This is a genomic window from Nocardia veterana NBRC 100344, from assembly GCF_000308855.1.
In the GTDB taxonomy this organism is placed as follows: domain Bacteria; phylum Actinomycetota; class Actinomycetes; order Mycobacteriales; family Mycobacteriaceae; genus Nocardia; species Nocardia veterana.
In genome coordinates, this window is the sequence record NZ_BAGM01000042.1 from 20107 (window position 1) to 37421 (window position 17315).

At 68.5% G+C, this 17315-nt stretch carries 13 protein-coding genes, 2 tRNA genes and 1 riboswitch; of the genes, 8 read left to right on the forward strand and 7 right to left on the reverse strand.

The features are described 5' to 3' along the window. Window positions 1–28 precede the first annotated feature (28 nt). A complete protein-coding gene (locus tag ON37_RS07130; RefSeq protein WP_040717985.1) occupies window positions 29–844 on the forward strand; it encodes an Fpg/Nei family DNA glycosylase in 816 nt (271 codons plus the stop codon). On the opposite strand, the gene ON37_RS07135 is transcribed toward ON37_RS07130, so the two are convergent. From ON37_RS07135 to ON37_RS07150, 4 genes are all read right to left on the reverse strand, one after another. Further along, window positions 832–2127: a glycosyltransferase family 87 protein gene (locus tag ON37_RS07135; protein ID WP_083892787.1), complete on the reverse strand. Its 1296-nt coding sequence runs from the start codon at window positions 2125–2127 to the stop codon at window positions 832–834. The genes ON37_RS07130 and ON37_RS07135 overlap by 13 nt on opposite strands. A 60-nt stretch (window positions 2128–2187) precedes the next feature. Beyond that, a complete protein-coding gene (locus ON37_RS07140) occupies window positions 2188–3537 on the reverse strand; it encodes a phosphatase PAP2 family protein (protein WP_083892788.1) in 1350 nt (449 codons plus the stop codon). Window positions 3538–3590: 53 nt separating this feature from the next. Continuing rightward, window positions 3591–4436 carry a GA module-containing protein gene (locus ON37_RS07145; protein ID WP_040718010.1) on the reverse strand — a complete coding sequence of 282 codons (846 nt, stop codon included), beginning with the start codon at window positions 4434–4436 and terminating at the stop codon, window positions 3591–3593. Window positions 4437–4527: 91 nt separating this feature from the next. Beyond that, window positions 4528–5532, reverse strand: a complete 1005-nt coding sequence (locus tag ON37_RS07150; protein ID WP_040717986.1) for a GGDEF domain-containing protein — start codon at window positions 5530–5532, stop codon at window positions 4528–4530. Window positions 5533–6269: 737 nt separating this feature from the next. On the opposite strand from ON37_RS07150, the gene ON37_RS07155 reads away from it, so the two are divergent. The 3 genes from ON37_RS07155 to ON37_RS07165 all read left to right on the forward strand — a co-directional run bounded on the left by ON37_RS07155 (window position 6270) and on the right by ON37_RS07165 (window position 6940). Next, window positions 6270–6340 (forward strand) — tRNA-Gly (locus ON37_RS07155). Between the two features lie 80 nt (window positions 6341–6420). Beyond that, window positions 6421–6497: transfer RNA gene (locus ON37_RS07160), tRNA-Pro, on the forward strand. Between the two features lie 43 nt (window positions 6498–6540). Beyond that, a riboswitch (guanidine-III (ykkC-III) riboswitch) is annotated at window positions 6541–6608 on the forward strand. A 17-nt stretch (window positions 6609–6625) separates the two neighbouring features. Continuing rightward, on the forward strand, window positions 6626–6940 hold the full coding sequence (locus tag ON37_RS07165) for a DMT family transporter (protein WP_040717987.1): 315 nt from the start codon (window positions 6626–6628) through the stop codon (window positions 6938–6940). A 124-nt stretch (window positions 6941–7064) separates the two neighbouring features. Here the strand turns inward: ON37_RS07165 and ON37_RS07170 are convergent, their stop codons facing one another. Next, window positions 7065–8756 (reverse strand): DEAD/DEAH box helicase, encoded by a 1692-nt coding sequence (locus tag ON37_RS07170; RefSeq protein WP_083892790.1) that lies wholly within the window; start codon window positions 8754–8756, stop codon window positions 7065–7067. Between the two features lie 298 nt (window positions 8757–9054). Between ON37_RS07170 and ON37_RS07175 the strand changes: the two genes are divergently transcribed. Continuing rightward, entirely contained in the window at window positions 9055–11196 is a 2142-nt protein-coding gene (locus ON37_RS07175) for a glycosyltransferase family 39 protein (RefSeq protein ID WP_040717988.1), read from the forward strand. Window positions 11197–11236: 40 nt separating this feature from the next. Further along, window positions 11237–11722 carry an NUDIX hydrolase gene (locus ON37_RS07180; protein WP_040718012.1) on the forward strand — a complete coding sequence of 162 codons (486 nt, stop codon included), beginning with the start codon at window positions 11237–11239 and terminating at the stop codon, window positions 11720–11722. Between the two features lie 11 nt (window positions 11723–11733). Here ON37_RS07180 and ON37_RS07185 read toward each other — a convergent pair whose 3' ends face one another. Together ON37_RS07185 and ON37_RS07190 are read right to left on the reverse strand one after the other, a co-directional pair. After that, window positions 11734–12315, reverse strand: a complete 582-nt coding sequence (locus tag ON37_RS07185) for a condensation domain-containing protein (RefSeq protein ID WP_157171376.1) — start codon at window positions 12313–12315, stop codon at window positions 11734–11736. 92 nt (window positions 12316–12407) lie between these two features. Continuing rightward, a complete protein-coding gene (locus tag ON37_RS07190) occupies window positions 12408–14804 on the reverse strand; it encodes a phosphoketolase family protein (RefSeq protein ID WP_051031293.1) in 2397 nt (798 codons plus the stop codon). 230 nt (window positions 14805–15034) lie between these two features. On the opposite strand from ON37_RS07190, the gene ON37_RS07195 reads away from it, so the two are divergent. Further along, window positions 15035–15613: an FKBP-type peptidyl-prolyl cis-trans isomerase gene (locus ON37_RS07195; protein WP_040717990.1), complete on the forward strand. Its 579-nt coding sequence runs from the start codon at window positions 15035–15037 to the stop codon at window positions 15611–15613. Between the two features lie 190 nt (window positions 15614–15803). Further along, window positions 15804–17180 (forward strand): trigger factor, encoded by a 1377-nt coding sequence (tig, locus tag ON37_RS07200; RefSeq protein WP_040718014.1) that lies wholly within the window; start codon window positions 15804–15806, stop codon window positions 17178–17180. Window positions 17181–17315 lie beyond the last annotated feature (135 nt).

Genomic DNA, 17315 nt, shown 5'->3' on the forward strand with positions numbered 1-17315 from the left:
CCGGTGTGGAAGGAACGGTTTTCGGTCGATGCCCGAGGGACATACGCTGCACCGTCTGGCGAAATTGCATCAGCGGCGCTTCGCCGGTGGCATCGTGCGCGTCTCCAGCCCGCAGGGGCGTTTCGCCGAGGGTGCGGCGCTGGTGGACGGAGCGATCCTGACCAAGGCCGAGGCGTGGGGCAAACACCTTTTCCACCACTATGATTCGGGTCTGGTCGTGCATGTACACCTCGGTTTGTACGGCACGTTCACCGAATCGCCCGCACCGCTGAGCGATCCGGTCGGCCAGGTTCGGATGCGGATGATCGGCGCCGGCGCGTCGGCCGCCCAGCCGTACGGGACGGATCTGCGCGGGCCGACCGCCTGTGAGGTGCTCTACGAACCCGAGGTCGCCGCGCTGACCGCACGGCTGGGCCCGGACCCGTTGCGGCGCAACGCCGACCCCGATCGAGCGGCGCACCGCATCCGCCGATCCGGCCGTTCGATCGCGGCCTTGCTGATGGATCAGTCGGTCGTCGCCGGTGTCGGCAATGTGTACCGAGCGGAAGTGTTGTTCCGGCACGGTATTTCGCCGCAGCGCCCGGGACGGGCGATCTCCGCGGCCGAATGGGATGCTCTCTGGACGGATCTGGTCGCGCTGATGAAGGTGGGCGTGCGTAAGGGCGCGATCGTCGTGGTGCGGCCGGAACACGACCAGGGTGCGCCGTCGTATGCGGTCGGTAAACCGCGCACATATGTCTATCGACGCGCCGGCGAGCCGTGCCGGATCTGTGGCACGACGGTCGCCCATGCCGTGTTGGAGGGGCGAAACCTGTTCTGGTGCCCCACGTGTCAGCCGGTCTGAGCGACCGGTAGCGCGGGCGCGCGGGGGCGTAGCAACCGCCCCAGGACGAGGACGAGCAGCACCACCGTGGCGATGACGTAGGTATTCCCGAGCACATGCTGCCACCAACTCCAGGTGAGTTCCCGGTCGCCGCCCGCCGGCACCAGCGTCGTTCCGATCAGGAACAATGTCGTGATCGCAGCGATCGTGCCGATCGTCGCGGCGGCGGGTTTGCCGGGCCGCCACGCGGTGGCGGCCACCAGGGCGGGCGCCACCCACACCCAGTGATGGGTCCACGAGACCGGCGAAACGAGCAGCAGCACAGCGGCATTCACGAGCAGTGCGGCGACCGACAGCTTGTCGACCACGGGAACTGCACCGGCGGTGCGGGCCGGGTCGGCGCCGCGCTCGGCCCGCATCAGCAGATACATGACCAGCGCGCCCGCGGCGACGACGATCGATCCCAGCCCGACCCAGATCACCGGCGCCGCGGCGTCGGGGAGGCCGAACCGGTAGACCATGCCCTTGAGGGACTGGTTTCCGGCGTAGAAGGGTGCGCCGATGCGCCGGGTGTCGCCGATCGCGTGCAGCCAGTACTGGGTCGAGGTCTCCGGGAACAACACGAATCCGGCGAGCACCGCCCCGGCCGCGGTGGCGACGGCGGTGGCCGCGCCCTTCCAATCCCGGCGGATCAGCAGGAACAACACGAACGCCGCGGGGGTCAGCTTCGTGACGGCGGCGATTCCGATCAGGACGCCGCGCGGCCAGCGGGGTTTCACGGTCAGGCAGTCGAGCGCGACCGCAGCCATCAGGATGATGTTGATCTGGCCGAACCACAGGGTGGTGTGCACCGGTTCGAGCGCCAGTGCCGCGACCGTCACGATCGCGGTCGGCGTTGCCTTGGTGCGGGCGTCGAGATCCGGCCGAATCCGCGACAGCACCAACCAGATCGTCACTGCCAGACAGCCCATGGTGGTGGTCGTCACCGCGATCTCGGCCAGCCACAGCGGCATGATCGCCAGCGGTGTCATCAGCAGCGCCGCCGACGGCGGATAGGTGAACGGCAGGTCGGTGTGTCCGGCGACAGGCAGGGGCGGGCCGTACAGCGCGCCGTGATGCAACCAGGCCAGGGTGTCGACCCGATACACCTGCAGGTCGAGAAATCCGTGTAGCGCCGATATGAGGAGGGCGGCCGATACCGAGAGCAGAATTCCGATCAAGATCGGGATGCGGGGTAGATATCTCGGGTCGTCCGAATGCTGTTTGCGTAGCAACCCGCGCTGCTCCGCCCGCACCGTGCTCATCAGGCAGCCACTGACCTTTCGAAAGTTTCCGTGATTATCCGGAATGCCTTGACGGAGTGGTTAATCGAGAACCACATCGGTGTCCACTGTCACATTCCGTCCCGACCATCGCGCGAGCCGGCTATCCGGCGCGGCGAACCAGGTCGCGTAGAAGCCGAACCCCACGGCAGCCGAGGCAGCCAGCATCGCGAGCCCGGACGGCACCGGATAGGTGGCCATGGTGACGGCCAGGAACCGGTAGGACAGCAACAACCCGGCGAAAACAGCGGCACCGAGCGCAACGATGCGGATCCGGTACCGATCCCAGCCTCGATCGGGTTCGCGCAGCGCTGATTCCACCGTCAGGCACAGCACCGCGCCCGCGATCAGATCGCAGCCGTAGTGGTAGCCGAAGCCGAGGGTTGCGAGCAGGGTGCAGACGAGCCAGAGCGCACCACCCCAGCGCAACCAGCGCGGGCCCGACCGGGAGTGGATGAACAACGCGGTCGCCCACGCGGTGTGCATGGACGGCATGCAATTGCGGGCGGTCCCGGAATCGAAGAGCATCGGCGCCGGGGTGCCGGTCACCGACGGCAGCACCTGCGGCCAGTCGCCGATCTGGAGTCCGTGGCCGAGGGGCCCGTAGGCGAAGACGGGGCCGACCACCGGGAACAGGACGTAGCCGAGCGGGCCGATGATGCCCAGCGCCAAGAACGTGCGCAGCAGATTGTGCCGCGGCCACGGCGCTGTCGTCACTCGCCGCAGCTGCCATACCGCGACCACCACGGCGGCGGCCGGCAACTGGATGTATACCGCGTGCAAAACCGTGGTGGCGATCGGTCCGGCCGCCTCGACGGCGCTGCCGACCAGCCAGGCCGGATCGCCGAGTGCGCGATCGGCATATTGCACGTACTCGTCGAGTACTCGCGGGCCGGCGGTGATGCTCACCAGCAGCCACGTGTCGGCCAGCTTCGACGCCATGATGAGCAGCACACCGAAGGCGATGGCGCGCAACGCGATCCGGCGCGGACGACCGTGCCACCGGGCGACCGTGACCACGAGCGCCGTCAGCACCAGCGTCGGACCGGTTCCGATCGAGAGGTGCCACCCGCACAGCGCCTGCAAGCCCAGTGTCAGCAGATCCAGTACCGCCGCCGCGGCCACCGCGACGATCCGGTGGCGCGCCGAAATGCCGACACATGCCAGCCCCAGTCCGGCCCAGGAGACGAAGGCCGATTGCGGGTTGGCCAGGTAATCGTCGAGGAGGCTACGGAACGGCCCGAGCGCACCGTGCGCGGATGCCCACAGCTGGGCGACGGCGAGCAGTGCGACCGCCGCGACGAGCGTGGCGGCGGCCGGAAGTCGGGGCTTGTTCCCGCCCCCGGATAACGACGACGAGGGCACCGCCCTCGCCTCGTGGTCGATCAACACTGAAGATCGATAACACAGTGTAAACGGAGGCGCAACTTCCGGTTACCGGAAAATTAAAATCCGCCGTCGAACCCGCCGAAATCGCCGCCGTCGAATCCGCCACCGTTGTCGTATCCGCCGCCCTGGTCGTAGCCGCCGTCATAGCCCGCGGTGTCGTAGCCGCCCTGGTCACCGCCGTCGATGCCCTGACCGGTGTCCGATCCGGCATCCTGCCCCGCGTCGAAACCGGCGTCGTACCCTGCGCCGTAACCACTTTCGAAGCCGGCGGCGCCGTATCCGACGCCGTGCATGCCGCTGAAGAGAGCGTCGAACAGCAGCACCGAGCCGACTCCCCAGGCGCCCGCGACCAGCGCGGTCTTCCACCACGGCTCGGAGTACCAGCCCGCCGGCACCGGCCGGCCCGCGACCCGGCCGCCCGGGTAGTAGTTGGGGGTCTGCGGAGAGGGAGTGGGGGAGGCCTCGATGCGGCGGCCGTCGAAATCGACGGTTCGGTCCTCGGTCACCCGGCCGGCCGCGCGCTGTCCGTCGAGTTCGGGGACGGGCGGGCCGGGATCGAGGTTCATCGCCGTGCGGGCGGCGCGGACGTAGTACAGACCCTCGATCGCGGTTTCCTTCGCGAGCCGGGCCTGCGTGACCGTGGTGGCCTGGTCGATCTGAGAACCGGCGGCGTTGAGCCGCTCACCCGCATCGGCCAGCGCCTGCTTGGAGGCCTGATCGGTGCCGGTGAGGTTGTAGACCTGACCGCCGAGCCGCTCGATCAGCCGACGGGCGTCGGCCTTGGCATCCGCCAGTTGGTTGTTCTCGCGGGTGCGTTGGTTCGCCCGCCCGGCGAACACCAGCGCGACGCACGCGATCAGTACGACGACCAGAAGAATCAGCAGCAGCCACACACCGACCAGGGTACCCGTCGGCCGATTGCCCGAGGATTGCTCGCAGACTCCGCGGGCCGCATCCCGGACGATGCGCAGCCGGCCCCGGGGCCGACCGGAATCAGCCCGCGACGGCGGCGTCGTAGTCGAGTCGGGCGGGCGCGAATCCGCCCGGCTCGTCATCGGAATCGCCCAGTTCCGACAGTGCGAACTGCCGCTTGCCCGCTGTCTTCGCCGAGTACATGGCGCGGTCCGCGCTGCGCAGCAGATCCGAGAAATCGCACGGCCGGCCCGGCGGCGAGAAGGCGGTGCCCACACTGGCCGACACCGGAACCGGTCCGGCATCGGTCGGCACCGGGTCGTGCAGAGCGGTGAGCACCCGCATCGCGACCTCGGCCAGGGTGTTGCGGCGAGCCGGCAGGGCGAGCACGAATTCGTCTCCGCCGTAGCGGCATACGACCGTTTCGTCCGGGCACGCCGCGCGTAGCCGGCGCGAGATCTCCACCAGCACCTCGTCTCCGACGGAGTGCCCGTAGCCGTCGTTGATCTGCTTGAAGTCGTCCAGGTCGATCAGCAGCAGGCCGACCCCGCGGGTGTGGTCGGTGGCCATCAGCCGCACCCGCTCCTGCAGCAGTGATCGATTGGCCAGATCGGTGAGCGCATCGTGAGTGGCCTCGTGCCGCAGCCGATTCTGCAGCGCCGCGATCTCCTGCACCCGCACCGAGACCGCCGCGGTCAGATTCCGCTCCTGCTGGGCGAGGGCGCGCTGCTGCAGAGCCTCGGCGTAGCTGTCGATGGCGTGGCTGGCGACGAACGGCCATCGGGTGGCCACCAGCGAGCCGGGCTCACCCGGTGCGAAGCCCAGCAGGGCTCTGGTGGCCGGGGCGAGCATGCGGGTGCGATCGAAGGGGGCCTCGGCGAGCCGGCGCCCGATCGCGCGTGCGGCCGGAACCGGAAACGGCTCCGACTGTGCAAGATTCAACAATTCGTCCACGATGGCCGCGAACACCTGCTCGAGGTGTTCCGGAGCGACTGTCAGCCCGCTACCGGGATAGACGGCACGAACCCAGTCCCGTGTCGTCGCCGCGACGATCGCGGCGGTCTGCGTGTCGAGTTCGGCAGGCATCGCCGATCACCTCGCGCAGACGTCGTCGACGCCGGCGCTCCGGCCGGTCACGCCCTCCGGAACGCGCTCACTGCTTCGCGGTCGAGTACACCTTCGGCGCACGCTCACCGCCCCCTTTCCAGATACCCCCGTCCGGCAAAAAGGATCCTAGCAAGCCACTCGGCACCGAAAAGCACTGTTTTACAACCTGTTCCGATACCTCGCGAATGGCGATCGGCAGTGTGATCGTTCGCGGGCCTGCGGCGTTACATCCTTCGTCAGCGTGTCGCTCACGGCGTGTTGCGCGTGCTCGTCGCGAGGCGGCCGCGCAATCGATGGAATTCGTTCTTGTTGCAGGCCAGGGGCCTTGACGCTGCCGCGCGCGGCCGGCGCGGCCGAGTGTCGCGGTGACGAGTATCACAACTCGACCCGGGGTGTGGGCGCCGGCATGTGCCGCTCGAATCGGAGATTCCGCTATCGCAGATCTGCGGTAGCGAGGACGGGGCGCGTTGTGAACAGTGGCCGATTTACCGCCGGTGGGAAGGGTGAAGTGCTCGCAGGGGCGCTCAGGCGAGAACGCGATCATTTGCTGTTCGATCGCTGGAGGGGTGCGCCACGGGCTGGTGATGCCGGATGTGACGCGATCGGGCACCGCTGTCGCCCGAAATTCGGGGGCGCGATTGGCATTCCGGAAGTGAAGTTCGGTACAGTCCTACACGCAGACGACATCGTGGCGATCCCATTGGTGTCGTATGCCTGCGGGTGTAGTTCAATGGTAGAACCTCAGCCTTCCAAGCTGATGGTGCGGGTTCGATTCCCGTCACCCGCTCCGACGTGGGGATCTGGTTCGTCCCCGGGCCGCCTGGTCCCGTCGATCGGGGAGGCGCCAGCGGAGCCGCTGGACGGAAACGGGATGTAGCGCAGCTTGGTAGCGCATCCGCTTTGGGAGCGGAGGGTCGCAGGTTCAAATCCTGTCATCCCGACCACATCCGCACCGGGAATTTTCATGCTGTCCCGGGCGCTGGGAGGAAAAGGTCGCGGTCTGCGGCCGACCGGACGATCGCAACCGTACCCGGGCCCCGACAAGACGGTATTTCCGAAGGGAATGCTGACTATGGCGTGGATCGTGCTCGTGTTGTCCGGAGTCTTCGAGGCCGTCTGGGCCACCGCGCTGGGGAAATCGCACGGCTTCACCCGGCTGCTGCCATCGGTGATCTTCGCGGCCGCGCTGGTGGCCTCGATGTCGGGGCTGGCCTACGCGATGCGTACCTTGCCCGTGGGTACGTCCTACGCGGTCTGGGTGGGGATCGGGGCCGCGCTCACGGTGTTGTACGCGATGGTCACCGGCACCGAGCAGGCATCGTTGCTGAAGCTCCTGCTGCTGGTGATGATCGTCGCCGGCGTCGTGGGGTTGAAGGTGACCGGCTGACGCACCCGCCTCCGGCGCGCGGATCGGGTTGGGGGTCAGGATTTTTCGGTTCCGAACGCCGATCGGTTGCCGCGTGGCGCGACACCGGATACCCGGGCGCGCCACCACCGGCCGCCGCTCGAAGTCAGCGTCGGCGGGAACCGCCGCTACCGGCGGAACGCTCCGACGCGGCGCCACCGGTGCGCCCCGATCGCTCCGTGGACACAGGTCCCCGGCGATTCGCATTCTTCGTGCTGCCACGCGCGCCGCGATCGTGCGGCGCCGCCGAATCCCGGTTCGTCCGGGTGGTGTGGACGGCGGCGTTGCTCTGCCTGCCGCCCCGTCGCGCATCGCTCGCCGCGCCGCTGCCACGCCGCGGTGGGTGCTGTGTGGTGCGCTCGGCCGCCGTCGACTCGTGCTTCGCCGACGCGCGCCCGGTCGTGGACTGTGTGGCCCCGAGGGAGCGATCGCCCGGTGCTGTCCGACCGTGCGCAGTGCCTCGGTCGAGGGGGCGGGGGTCGCGGGCGGCGGTATCGCGCCGGTTGCCCCGCCGGTTTCGGGGGCGCCCCGATCCGGCCCCGGATCGCGCGGAACGGCCTGGTGCGGGCGCGGTTTCGGGTTCGGCCGCGCCCGCGGCGACCGGCGGCGCAATCGGACCGATCAGCGCGACGACCGGTTCGGAATCCGCGCTCACCCGCTGGGGTCGCACATCGAGGCCGGCTTTGCGCAGTAGGACGGCGACGTCCTTGCGTTGTTCCGGAAGCATGATCGTCACGACGTCACCGGTGCTGCCGGCCCGGGCCGTGCGACCCGATCGATGCAGATAGGCCTTGTGCTCGGCGGGCGGATCGACATGGACCACCAGTTCCACGTCGTCGACGTGCACGCCGCGTGCCGCGATGTCGGTGGCGACCAGCACTCGGGTGGTGCCCGCCGCGAAGGCGGCCAGATTGCGATCGCGGGCCACCTGGGACAGGTTGCCGTGCAGATCGGCGGCCGGTATCCCGGCGGTGGTGAGCTGTTTGGCGAGCCGCCGCGCGTGATGTTTGGTGCGCATGAACAGGATTCGGCGGCCGGTACCGGCGGCCAGCGCATGCACGAGTGCGCGCTTGGCCTCGCTGTCGCCGATCTCGAAGACGTGATGGGTCATCGCCGGCACGGGTGAGTGGGCCGCATCGACGCTATGCGACAACGGGTTTCGCATGAAGCGCTGGACCAGCTTGTTCACCCCGTTGTCCAGGGTGGCGGAGAACAGCAGTCGCTGGCCGTCGGCGGGGGTCGCTGCGAGAATGCGGGTGACGCCGGGCAGGAAGCCGAGATCGGCCATATGGTCGGCCTCGTCGAGCACCGTGATCCGCACCTCGTCCAGATTCACCAGACCCTGCTTGATCAGATCCTCCAGGCGCCCGGGGCAGGCGACGACGATATCGGCGCCGGAACGGATTTCACGCACCTGCCGGGCCTGCGGGACGCCGCCGAATACGGTCACGACGCGCAGATCGCAGGCTGTCGCCAGGGGTGCCAGGGTGGCGGCGATCTGGGTGGCGAGCTCCCGGGTGGGGGCCAGCACCAAACCGGAGGGGCGGCCGGGCAAGCGCCGGCGGTCGAGCCGGGACAGCCGATCGACCAGCGGAATCGAGAACGCCAGTGTTTTTCCGCTGCCGGTACGTCCGCGGGCGAGGACGTCACGGCCCGCCAGCGTATCGGGCAGCGTCGCGGCCTGGATGGGCAGCGGTGCGGTGAAACCTTCGACGGAGAGGGTGCGTGCCAGCGGTGCGCAGACGCCGAGCGCGGCGAAGGTCGCGGTGGCGGCAGGGCTCGACGAACGAGTTGTCATAAGTGGTCGTGGTGCCTTTCGAGCAACAGAGGTGAACCACAGCGCGCCGAAATTACGGCGGTTGCCGGCCCGTAGGTGGCCGGTCGCTGGGTGGCCGACGCGAAAAGTGGACATCCACGACGGAGGGAGTGACATAACGGAGCACTCGGACTCCACCCTAGCCGGTGATCGTGAATTCTCCGACATCCGCGGTGGGTGAGCCTGCTCTCCTCCCGGGTGCGGTGTCGATAACCGGTTCACAGCGTTCTCCCAGCCCGGTCCCAGCGCAGCGGCGGAGGCGGCCGACATCATGGCTGCCATGACCGAAACTGCAATCGCGCCGGACGACGTGCTCGTCCCCGCTCGGCCGCGGAATGTGCGGCAGCGGCCGTGGGAGTTCCCGTTGCTCGCGGTACTGCTGCTCGGCACCGCCGTCGCATATCTGTGGAATCTCGGTGCGAACGGCTGGGCCAACTCCTTCTATGCCGCCGCGGTGCAGTCCGGCGCGCGGTCGTGGCAGGCGTTCTTCTTCGGATCCTCGGACTGGGGCAATTCGATCACGGTCGACAAGACGCCGGCCTCGTTGTGGCCGATGGAGATCTCGGCACGCATCTTCGGGATGAACACCTGGAGCATGCTGGTGCCGCAGGTGGTGATCGCGGTCGCGTCGGTGGCCCTGCTGTGGGCGACGCTGCGCCGCAGCGTCGGTCCGGCGGCCGGGCTGCTGGGTGGACTCGTCCTCGCGGTGACCCCGGTGGCGGCGCTGATGTTCCGCTACAACAATCCCGATGCCCTGTTGGTGCTGCTGATGGTCGCGGCGGTGTGGGCGATGACCCGAGCCGTGGAAGACGGACGCTGGCGCTGGCTGGTGCTGTGCGGCGGATTCGTCGGATTGGGTTTTCTGGCAAAGCAATTGCAGGTGTTGCTGGTCGTGCCCGCGCTCGCGGTCACCTACCTGTTCGCCGGTCCGCCGAAGCTCGGCACTCGTATCCTGCAGCTCTTGTCCGCCAGTGCCGCGATGGTGGTCGGCGCCGGCTGGTGGGTGCTGATCGCCCAGTTGTGGCCGACCGATGCGCGGCCGTATTTCGGTGGCTCGAAACATAATTCGATCATCGAGTTGACCCTGGGTTACAACGGTCTGCAGCGGTTGGGAGTGGATTCCGGCGGCGGGTTCGGCGGACCGTCCGGACCGGGTCCCGGCGGCGGTCACGGGCGGGGGCCGTCCTTCGGTTCGGAGGCCGGCCTCACCCGGATGTTCAGCGAAACGGTCGGCGGCCAGATCGCCTGGTTGATTCCGGCCGCACTGCTGCTGTTCGTCGCGGCGCTCGTGCTGTGCGGCAGGGCCGCTCGCACCGATATCCGCCGGTCCGCGCTGCTGCTGTGGGGCGGTTGGGCGCTGGTCACCGCGGCGGTGTTCAGCTTCATGAAGGGGATCTTCCACCAGTACTACACGGTCGCGCTGGCGCCGGCTCTCGCCGGGGTGAGCGCACTCGGGGCCGTGCTGCTGTGGCGCGAACGCGACCGGATGTGGGTGCGCCTCGTCTTGGCGGCGACGATGGCGCTGACGACGGTCACCGCCGTGGTCCTGCTGCACCGGACGCCGGATTTCGTGCCCTGGCTGCGGTGGGCGATCGGGGTGGGCGGCGCGATCGCCACGGTCGCGCTGCTCGCGCCGCGGTCGTTGCGCATCGCGGGCTGGTCGGCGCTGGTGGCGGTCCTGGTCGCGATCGCCGGTCCGGTCGCCTACTCCATCCAGACGATCGCCACCGCGCACAACGGCGGCATCGTGCTCGCCGGACCGAAAACCGCCGGTGGGTTCGGTTTCGGTCCGGCGGTGTTCTGTGGCCCGGGTCCTGGTGGGGACGGTCGACCCGCGACCGCGGGCCGGCGGGACATTCCTGCCGCACCTCCGGGCGGCTCCGGGAGCAGCTCCGCTCAGGTACCGGGCGCCGCCGCCGACGGATCGAGTCCGGCGGGGACCGAAGCCGGCGCGGGTTGCGTCCCGGCGGGACCGGACGCCGGGACCGTGGGCGCGAACCCGCCCGGCCTCGGCGCGCCTGCGGGCACCGATGCCGAGCGCCAGGCCGGTCCCGGGATGGGGGGTCACGTGAACAAGGCGGTGGTGGAGCTCCTGCAGCGCAACGGCGCCGGCTATACCTGGGCGGCGGCGGCGATCAGCTCGATGGGCGCCGCCGACCTCCAGCTCGATTCCGGGTACGCGGTGATGCCGATCGGTGGATTCGGCGGCGGGGATCCCGCGCCCACGCTCGACCGGTTCCAGGAGTACGTCGCGCAGGGGCGGATCCACTACTTCATCGCCTCGCAACGACGCGGACCGGATGGATCGCAGCGCGCCTCGGCGGCGACGCAGATTACACAGTGGGTCGAACAGCATTATGCCGCAACGGATATCGACGGCACCACGGTCTACGACCTCACGGCCGGAAGACACGACGGCTAGCCGGGGCCGGCCCACGTCCGCGATGCGGCACACTGCGATCATGACCGGAGCCACGGCGTTCAAATACAGCGCGGGAGTTCTGCTCTTCCGGCGGCAGCCGGAACCGGAGGTCTTGCTCGGACATATGGGCGGCCCGTTCTGGTCGCGCAAGGACGCCGGGGCGTGGTCGATCCCGAAGGGCGAATACCTGCCCGATGCCGAGGATGCGCGGACCGCGGCCGCGCGCGAATTCACCGAGGAATTGGGGCTACCCGTCCCCGACGGGGAGTGGATCGACCTGGGTGAGGTCCGCTACGGCAGTGGCCGGTCCCGTAAACAGCTCACCGCGTGGGCGGTGGCCGGAGATCTGGATCCCGAGCGTGTGGTCCCGGGTACGTTCGAGATGCAATGGCCCCCCAAATCCGGACGCGTGCAGACGTTTCCGGAGCTCGATCGGGTCGCGTGGCTGGATCCCGCCCGGGCCCGCGAGAAGCTCGTCGCCGGGCAGCGTCCCTTCCTGGACCGGCTCGCCGAGGTCCTCGGCTGAACCGAATCGTTTCAGTGCGGCCACTCGCTCACGGTCTCGGTATCGATCAGCCGTACTCCGCGTAATTCGTGGACGGGTAGTCGCGCCGCCGGGTCGGTGGCCTCCCAGGTCGGTTCGAGATTGCGGCGCCGCGCGGCGTAGGCGGTCATGAGATCGTGTGCCAACTGGGCCGGTGGCACTCCGGCGACCGCCTCCCGGCGCAGGATCACCACCAACAGATGCTGGGGAGCGTCCTCGGGGTCGGCGAGCGGCCGGAAGAGTTTGGCTCGTACCGGCAGCGACAGCGACGTCTCGGCCTCCTCCGTCATGAATGCCCTTATCGCCGCGGGCAATTCGGTCGCCGGCACCGGTATCGGGACCGTGCGCGGCACGACGGCCGCGGTCGGTGACAGCACCCGCGGCGCGGCACTGGATCCGGGCATCGGATAGACCGTGCGCAGTGCGGGGTGGTGCGCGATCAGGTCCGCGAAGGCATCGCGCAGGCCGACCGCATAGAGGTAGCCGGTGAACTGCAGGGTGAACGATGCCGCGCCGGCCGAGAGCGGTTCGGCGGGCAGCACGGTGGGGGGCGCCGCGGTGGTGCATTGGTCCATGCGGGGTTTCCGTTCCTCATCCATACCCCCTTATCGGCGGGTATCTGCCGGAGCGTAACCTCGATGTTCCTGTTGTCCGCGTGAAATACCGGTTAATTTCCGTAGGGCCAGCGCCAGTCGGCGACTTCGGGAATATCTTCCCCGTGTTCGCGGGTCCAGGTGCGAGCTGTGAGGCGGGCATCCGCCATTTCCTGGCGCAGTCCGGCGGCCTGCGTTCCGAGCCCGGGCACCCGGTCGATGACGTCCATCACCAGGTGGTAGCGGTCGAGATCGTTGAGCATGACCATATCGAACGGCGTGGTGGTGGTGCCCTTCTCCTTGTATCCGCGCACATGCATTCCGGAGTGATTGGTGCGCCGATAGGTGAGCCGGTGGATCAGCCAGGGATAGCCGTGGAAGGCGAAGATGATCGGCCGATCGCGGGTGAAGAGAGTGTCGAATTCACGATCGGGCAGCCCGTGCGGATGTTCGTCCTCCGGCAGCAACCGCATGAGATCGACCACGTTCACCACGCGAACCCGCAACTGCGGCAGCCGTTCCCGCAGGATCGCGGCGGCCGCCAGTGTTTCCAGGGTCGGTACGTCGCCGGCGCAGGCGAGCACCACATCCGGGGTCGTGCCGACCTCGTCGTTGTGTCCGGCCCACTCCCAGATCCCCGCGCCGCGCGCGCAGTGCAGGCTCGCCTCGGCGACCGACAGCCAATCCGCCTGCGGCTGTTTACCGGCCACGACCACATTCACGTAATGGCGTGAGCGCAGGCAGTGATCGTAGGTCGACAGCAGGGTGTTCGCGTCCGGCGGCAGATACACCCGCACGATCGAGGGCTGCTTGTTCATCACCACGTCGAGAAAGCCCGGATCCTGATGGGTGAACCCGTTGTGGTCCTGCCGCCAGACGTGCGAGGTCAGCAGATAGTTCAAACTCGGGATCGGCCGCCGCCACGGGACCGCGCTGCTGGCGTCGAGCCATTTCGCATGCTGATTGAACATCGCGTCGACGATGTGGATGAACGCCTCGTAGCAGGTGAATACGCCGTGCCGGCCGGTGAGCAGATAGCCCTCCAGCAGGCCCTGGCACATATGCTCCGACAGCACTTCCACGACGCGGCCGGTGCGATCCAATCGCAGGTCGTATTCCCCGATTTCGGCCTGCCAGTCGCGGCCGGTCACGGTCAACACGTCCTGCAGCCGGTTGCTGGCCAGTTCGTCCGGGGCGAAGATCAGGAAATTGTCGCGGTTGGTGTCGGTGACATCGCGCAACCAGGTGCCCAGCACCTGAGTGGCCTCGTGCGCGGTGGCACCCGGTGTGGTGACCTCGACGCCGTACGCGCGCCAATCCGGCAGCCGCAGGTCGCGCATCGTCGCCCCGCCGTTGGCGATCGGATTGGCACTCATCCGCCGGGGACCCGCCGGGACCTGGCGGAGCAGCTGCGGATAGGGCCGGCCGGATTCGTCGAACAGATCCGCGGGCCGATAGGACTGCAGCCACTGTTCCAGCACCCGGCGATGGCTGTCGTTCGTGCGGGCGGCGGGCAGCGGAACCTGATGGGCGCGGAAGGTCCCCTCCACCCGATCACCGTCCACGACCGGTGGGCAGGTCCAGCCTTTCGGGGTGCGCAGCACGATCATCGGCCAGCGTGGCCGCGTTCCGTCGCCGTCTGTGCGGGCGGCGCGCTGGAATTCCGCGATGCGGTCGAGGCTGCGGTCCACCGCGGTGGCCATGGCCTGATGGACCGCCGCGGGGTCGTGCCCGGCGACGATGATCGGGTCGTAACCGTAACCGTGCAGCAGCGACAGCAGTTCGGCTTCCGGAATACGCGCCAGCACCGTCGGATTCGCGATCTTGTATTCGTTGAGAGCGAGGATCGGCAGCACCGCCCCGTCCCGGCCCGGGTTGAGGAATTTGTTGGCATGCCAGCTCGTGGCGAGCGGTCCGGTTTCCGCTTCGCCGTCGCCGATCACACAGAACACGGTCAGATCGGGATGGTCCAGCGCCGCGCCGTAGGCATGCAGCAGCGAATACCCGAGTTCGCCCCCCTCGTGGAAGGAGCCGGGCGTCTCCGGCGCGCAGTGGCTGGGTACGCCACCGGGGAACGAGAACTGGGCGAACAGCGCCCCCATTCCCGTTTCGTCCCGCGAAATATGGCTGTACAGCTCCGAATACGTCCCCTCGAGCCAGGCGCACGCGTTCGGTCCCGGGCCACCGTGACCGGGCCCGGCCACGAACACCGCGTCGAGGTCACGCGCGCGAATCGCTCGATTGGCATGTGCCCACACCAGATTCAGGCCGGGCACGGTGCCGAAATGCCCGAGCAGCCGCGGTTTGATGTGCTCGGCGGCCAGCGGGGTGCGCAGCAGCGGATTGGCCATCAGGTAGATCTGGCCGACCGAGAGGTAGTTGGCCGCCCGCCACCAAGCGTCGATGTCGGCGAGTTCGCCGGGCGTCAACGGTCCGGGCACCTCGGCGAGCCGATAGGGCTCGGGTGCGATCGTGGCGCCGCCGCTGCTGCCGATGTTGTCGGCGGCCGTATCTTTGCCCCCGGAGGGATCGATCCCCGGGACCCGGCCCTCCGAACTCGCCAAATCGGACAAGATCGTGCTCCTCACAGTGGGGTGTTCGGGTAACCGCTTCGGATGGAGACTCGACGCCAGGCTACCCGCCGGCAGCGGTGACGGGCCCCACAGGGAGGGCGCGCAGGGCACCGATTACTGTGCCGCGCATGCAGACTTTGGCCAGGATCATCGGCTCGGCGGCGGTCGCGGCGGCCGCGGTCGCGCTCACCGCCTGTGGTGGCAACGACGACAACGGCTCCGCGGCGGCCTCGAGCACCACGGCCGGCCTACCCACCTCCGGGCGGTCCGCGGCTGCGGCTCCGACGGCGAGCCACGGTCGTGAGTGCACCGCCGACGACATCGGTGTCACCGGCGGCTTCGGCCAGGCGCCGACCATCACCATTCCCGACGACTGCGATCCGCCCAAGCAGCTGGTCACCAAGGATCTGGTCGAGGGCAGCGGGCCCGCGGCGGCGACCGGGCAGCCGGTCGAGATGAACTACTCCCTGGTCACCTGGTCGGACAAGAAGAAGCTGGACAGCTCCTTCGACCGCGGTCAGACCTTTCCGCTCACCCTCGGCACCGGTGAGGTCATCCAGGGTTGGGATCAGGGCCTGATCGGGATCAAACAGGGCGGGCGGCGACTGCTGATCATTCCGCCGGATCTGGGTTACGGCCAGGGCGGCCAGGGCGTGAAGCCCAACGAGACTCTCGTCTTCGTGACCGACGCGGTCAAGGTCGGGTAGTCCGCCCGTTGCGGGTGGCGACCTTCCAATGGCCGATTGTGGCCCCGCCTCGAGGGTCGACTACCCTGATCGGGATGCGATTTCGGGGGGAACAGCGCCGTTGTAGAACGGCACCCGAACATCGTCGTCGTCGGACCGTGTCCGTCGGGCGACCACACAGACCAGTGAACAACGAACAAGGAGCATGTCCGTGAAGAGCACCGTCGAGCAGCTGAGCCCGACCCGGGTCCGCATCAATGTCGAGGTGCCCTTCGAGGAGCTGAAGCCGGATTTCGACAAGGCGTACAAGGCGCTGGCCCAGCAGGTGCGGATTCCCGGCTTCCGTCCGGGTAAGGCCCCGGCCAAGCTGCTGGAAGCCCGCCTCGGCCGCGGCGCCATCCTCGAGCAGGTCGTCAACGACGCGCTGCCGGCCCGCTACAGCGAGGCCGTCACCGCTTCCGACGTGAAGGTGCTCGGCCGCCCCGAGATCGAGATCACCAAGATCGAGGACGGCGACGAGCTGGCGTTCACCGCCGAGGTCGATGTCCGACCGGAGATCACGCTGCCCGACTACGAGACCATCGAGGTCACCGTCGACCCGCTCACCATCGGCGACGAGGACATCGAGCAGCAGCTGCAGTCGCTGCGGCAGCGCTTCGGCACCCTGAAGAGCGTCGAGCGCGCGGTGCAGAACGGCGATTTCGTCTCGATCGACCTGTCAGCCACCGTGGACGGCGAGGAGGTCACCGAGGCGACCACCTCCGGCCTGTCGCACGAGGTCGGCTCCGGCCAGCTGATCGAGGGCCTGGACGACACCCTGATCGGGATGAAGGCCGAGGAGTCCAAGGACTTCACCTCCACCCTGGTGGCCGGCGAGCACGCCGGTAAGGAAGCCGTCATCACCGTCAAGGTCAACTCGGTCAAGGAGCGCGAGCTGCCCGAGGCCGACGACGAATTCGCGCAGATGGCAAGCGAATTCGACACCATCGAGGAGCTGAAGGAAGATCTGCGCAAGCGGGTCGAGCAGTCCAAGAAGGTGCAGCAGGCCGGCGAGATCCGCGACAAGGTGCTCGAGGCGCTGCTGGACAAGACCGAGGTCCCGCTGCCCGAGGCCGCGGTGCAGGCCGAGGTCGACGCGGTGCTGCACGACGCGGTGCACGGCTTCGACCACGACGAGGCGAAGTTCGCCGAGGCGCTCGAGGCGCAGGGCAGCACCCGCGAGGAGTTCGACAAGGATTCCAAGGAGGCCGCCGAGAAGTCGGTGAAGACCCAGCTGCTGCTGGACGCGGTGGCCGAATCGGAGAACACCCAGGTCGGCCAGCAGGAGCTGACCGAGCGCATCCTGTTCCAGTCGCAGCGCTACGGGATGGCGCCGGAGCAGTTCATCCAGCAGATCCAGCAGGCGGGCCAGCTCGGCGCGATCTTCGCCGATGTGCGCCGCGGCAAGGCGCTGGCCGGTGTGGTGCTCAAGGCCAAGGTCACCGACACCGAGGGCAACGCGGTCGACACCACCGAGATGTTCGGTGAGCCGGCCGACGCGGGGTCGGATGCGGAGGCCGCGGAGTCGGCCGAGAACACCGCCGAGTAGCCATCGGCGACATATGAGTCAGCTGTAAGCGAAGCAGGGCGGTACCGGGAGTTCGGTGCCGCCTTGTTTCGTTAGGGTTTGTGTCAACCGAATCAGGCCGCGGTCGAGTGTCGGGCACGGAGGCGGTAGCTTGCG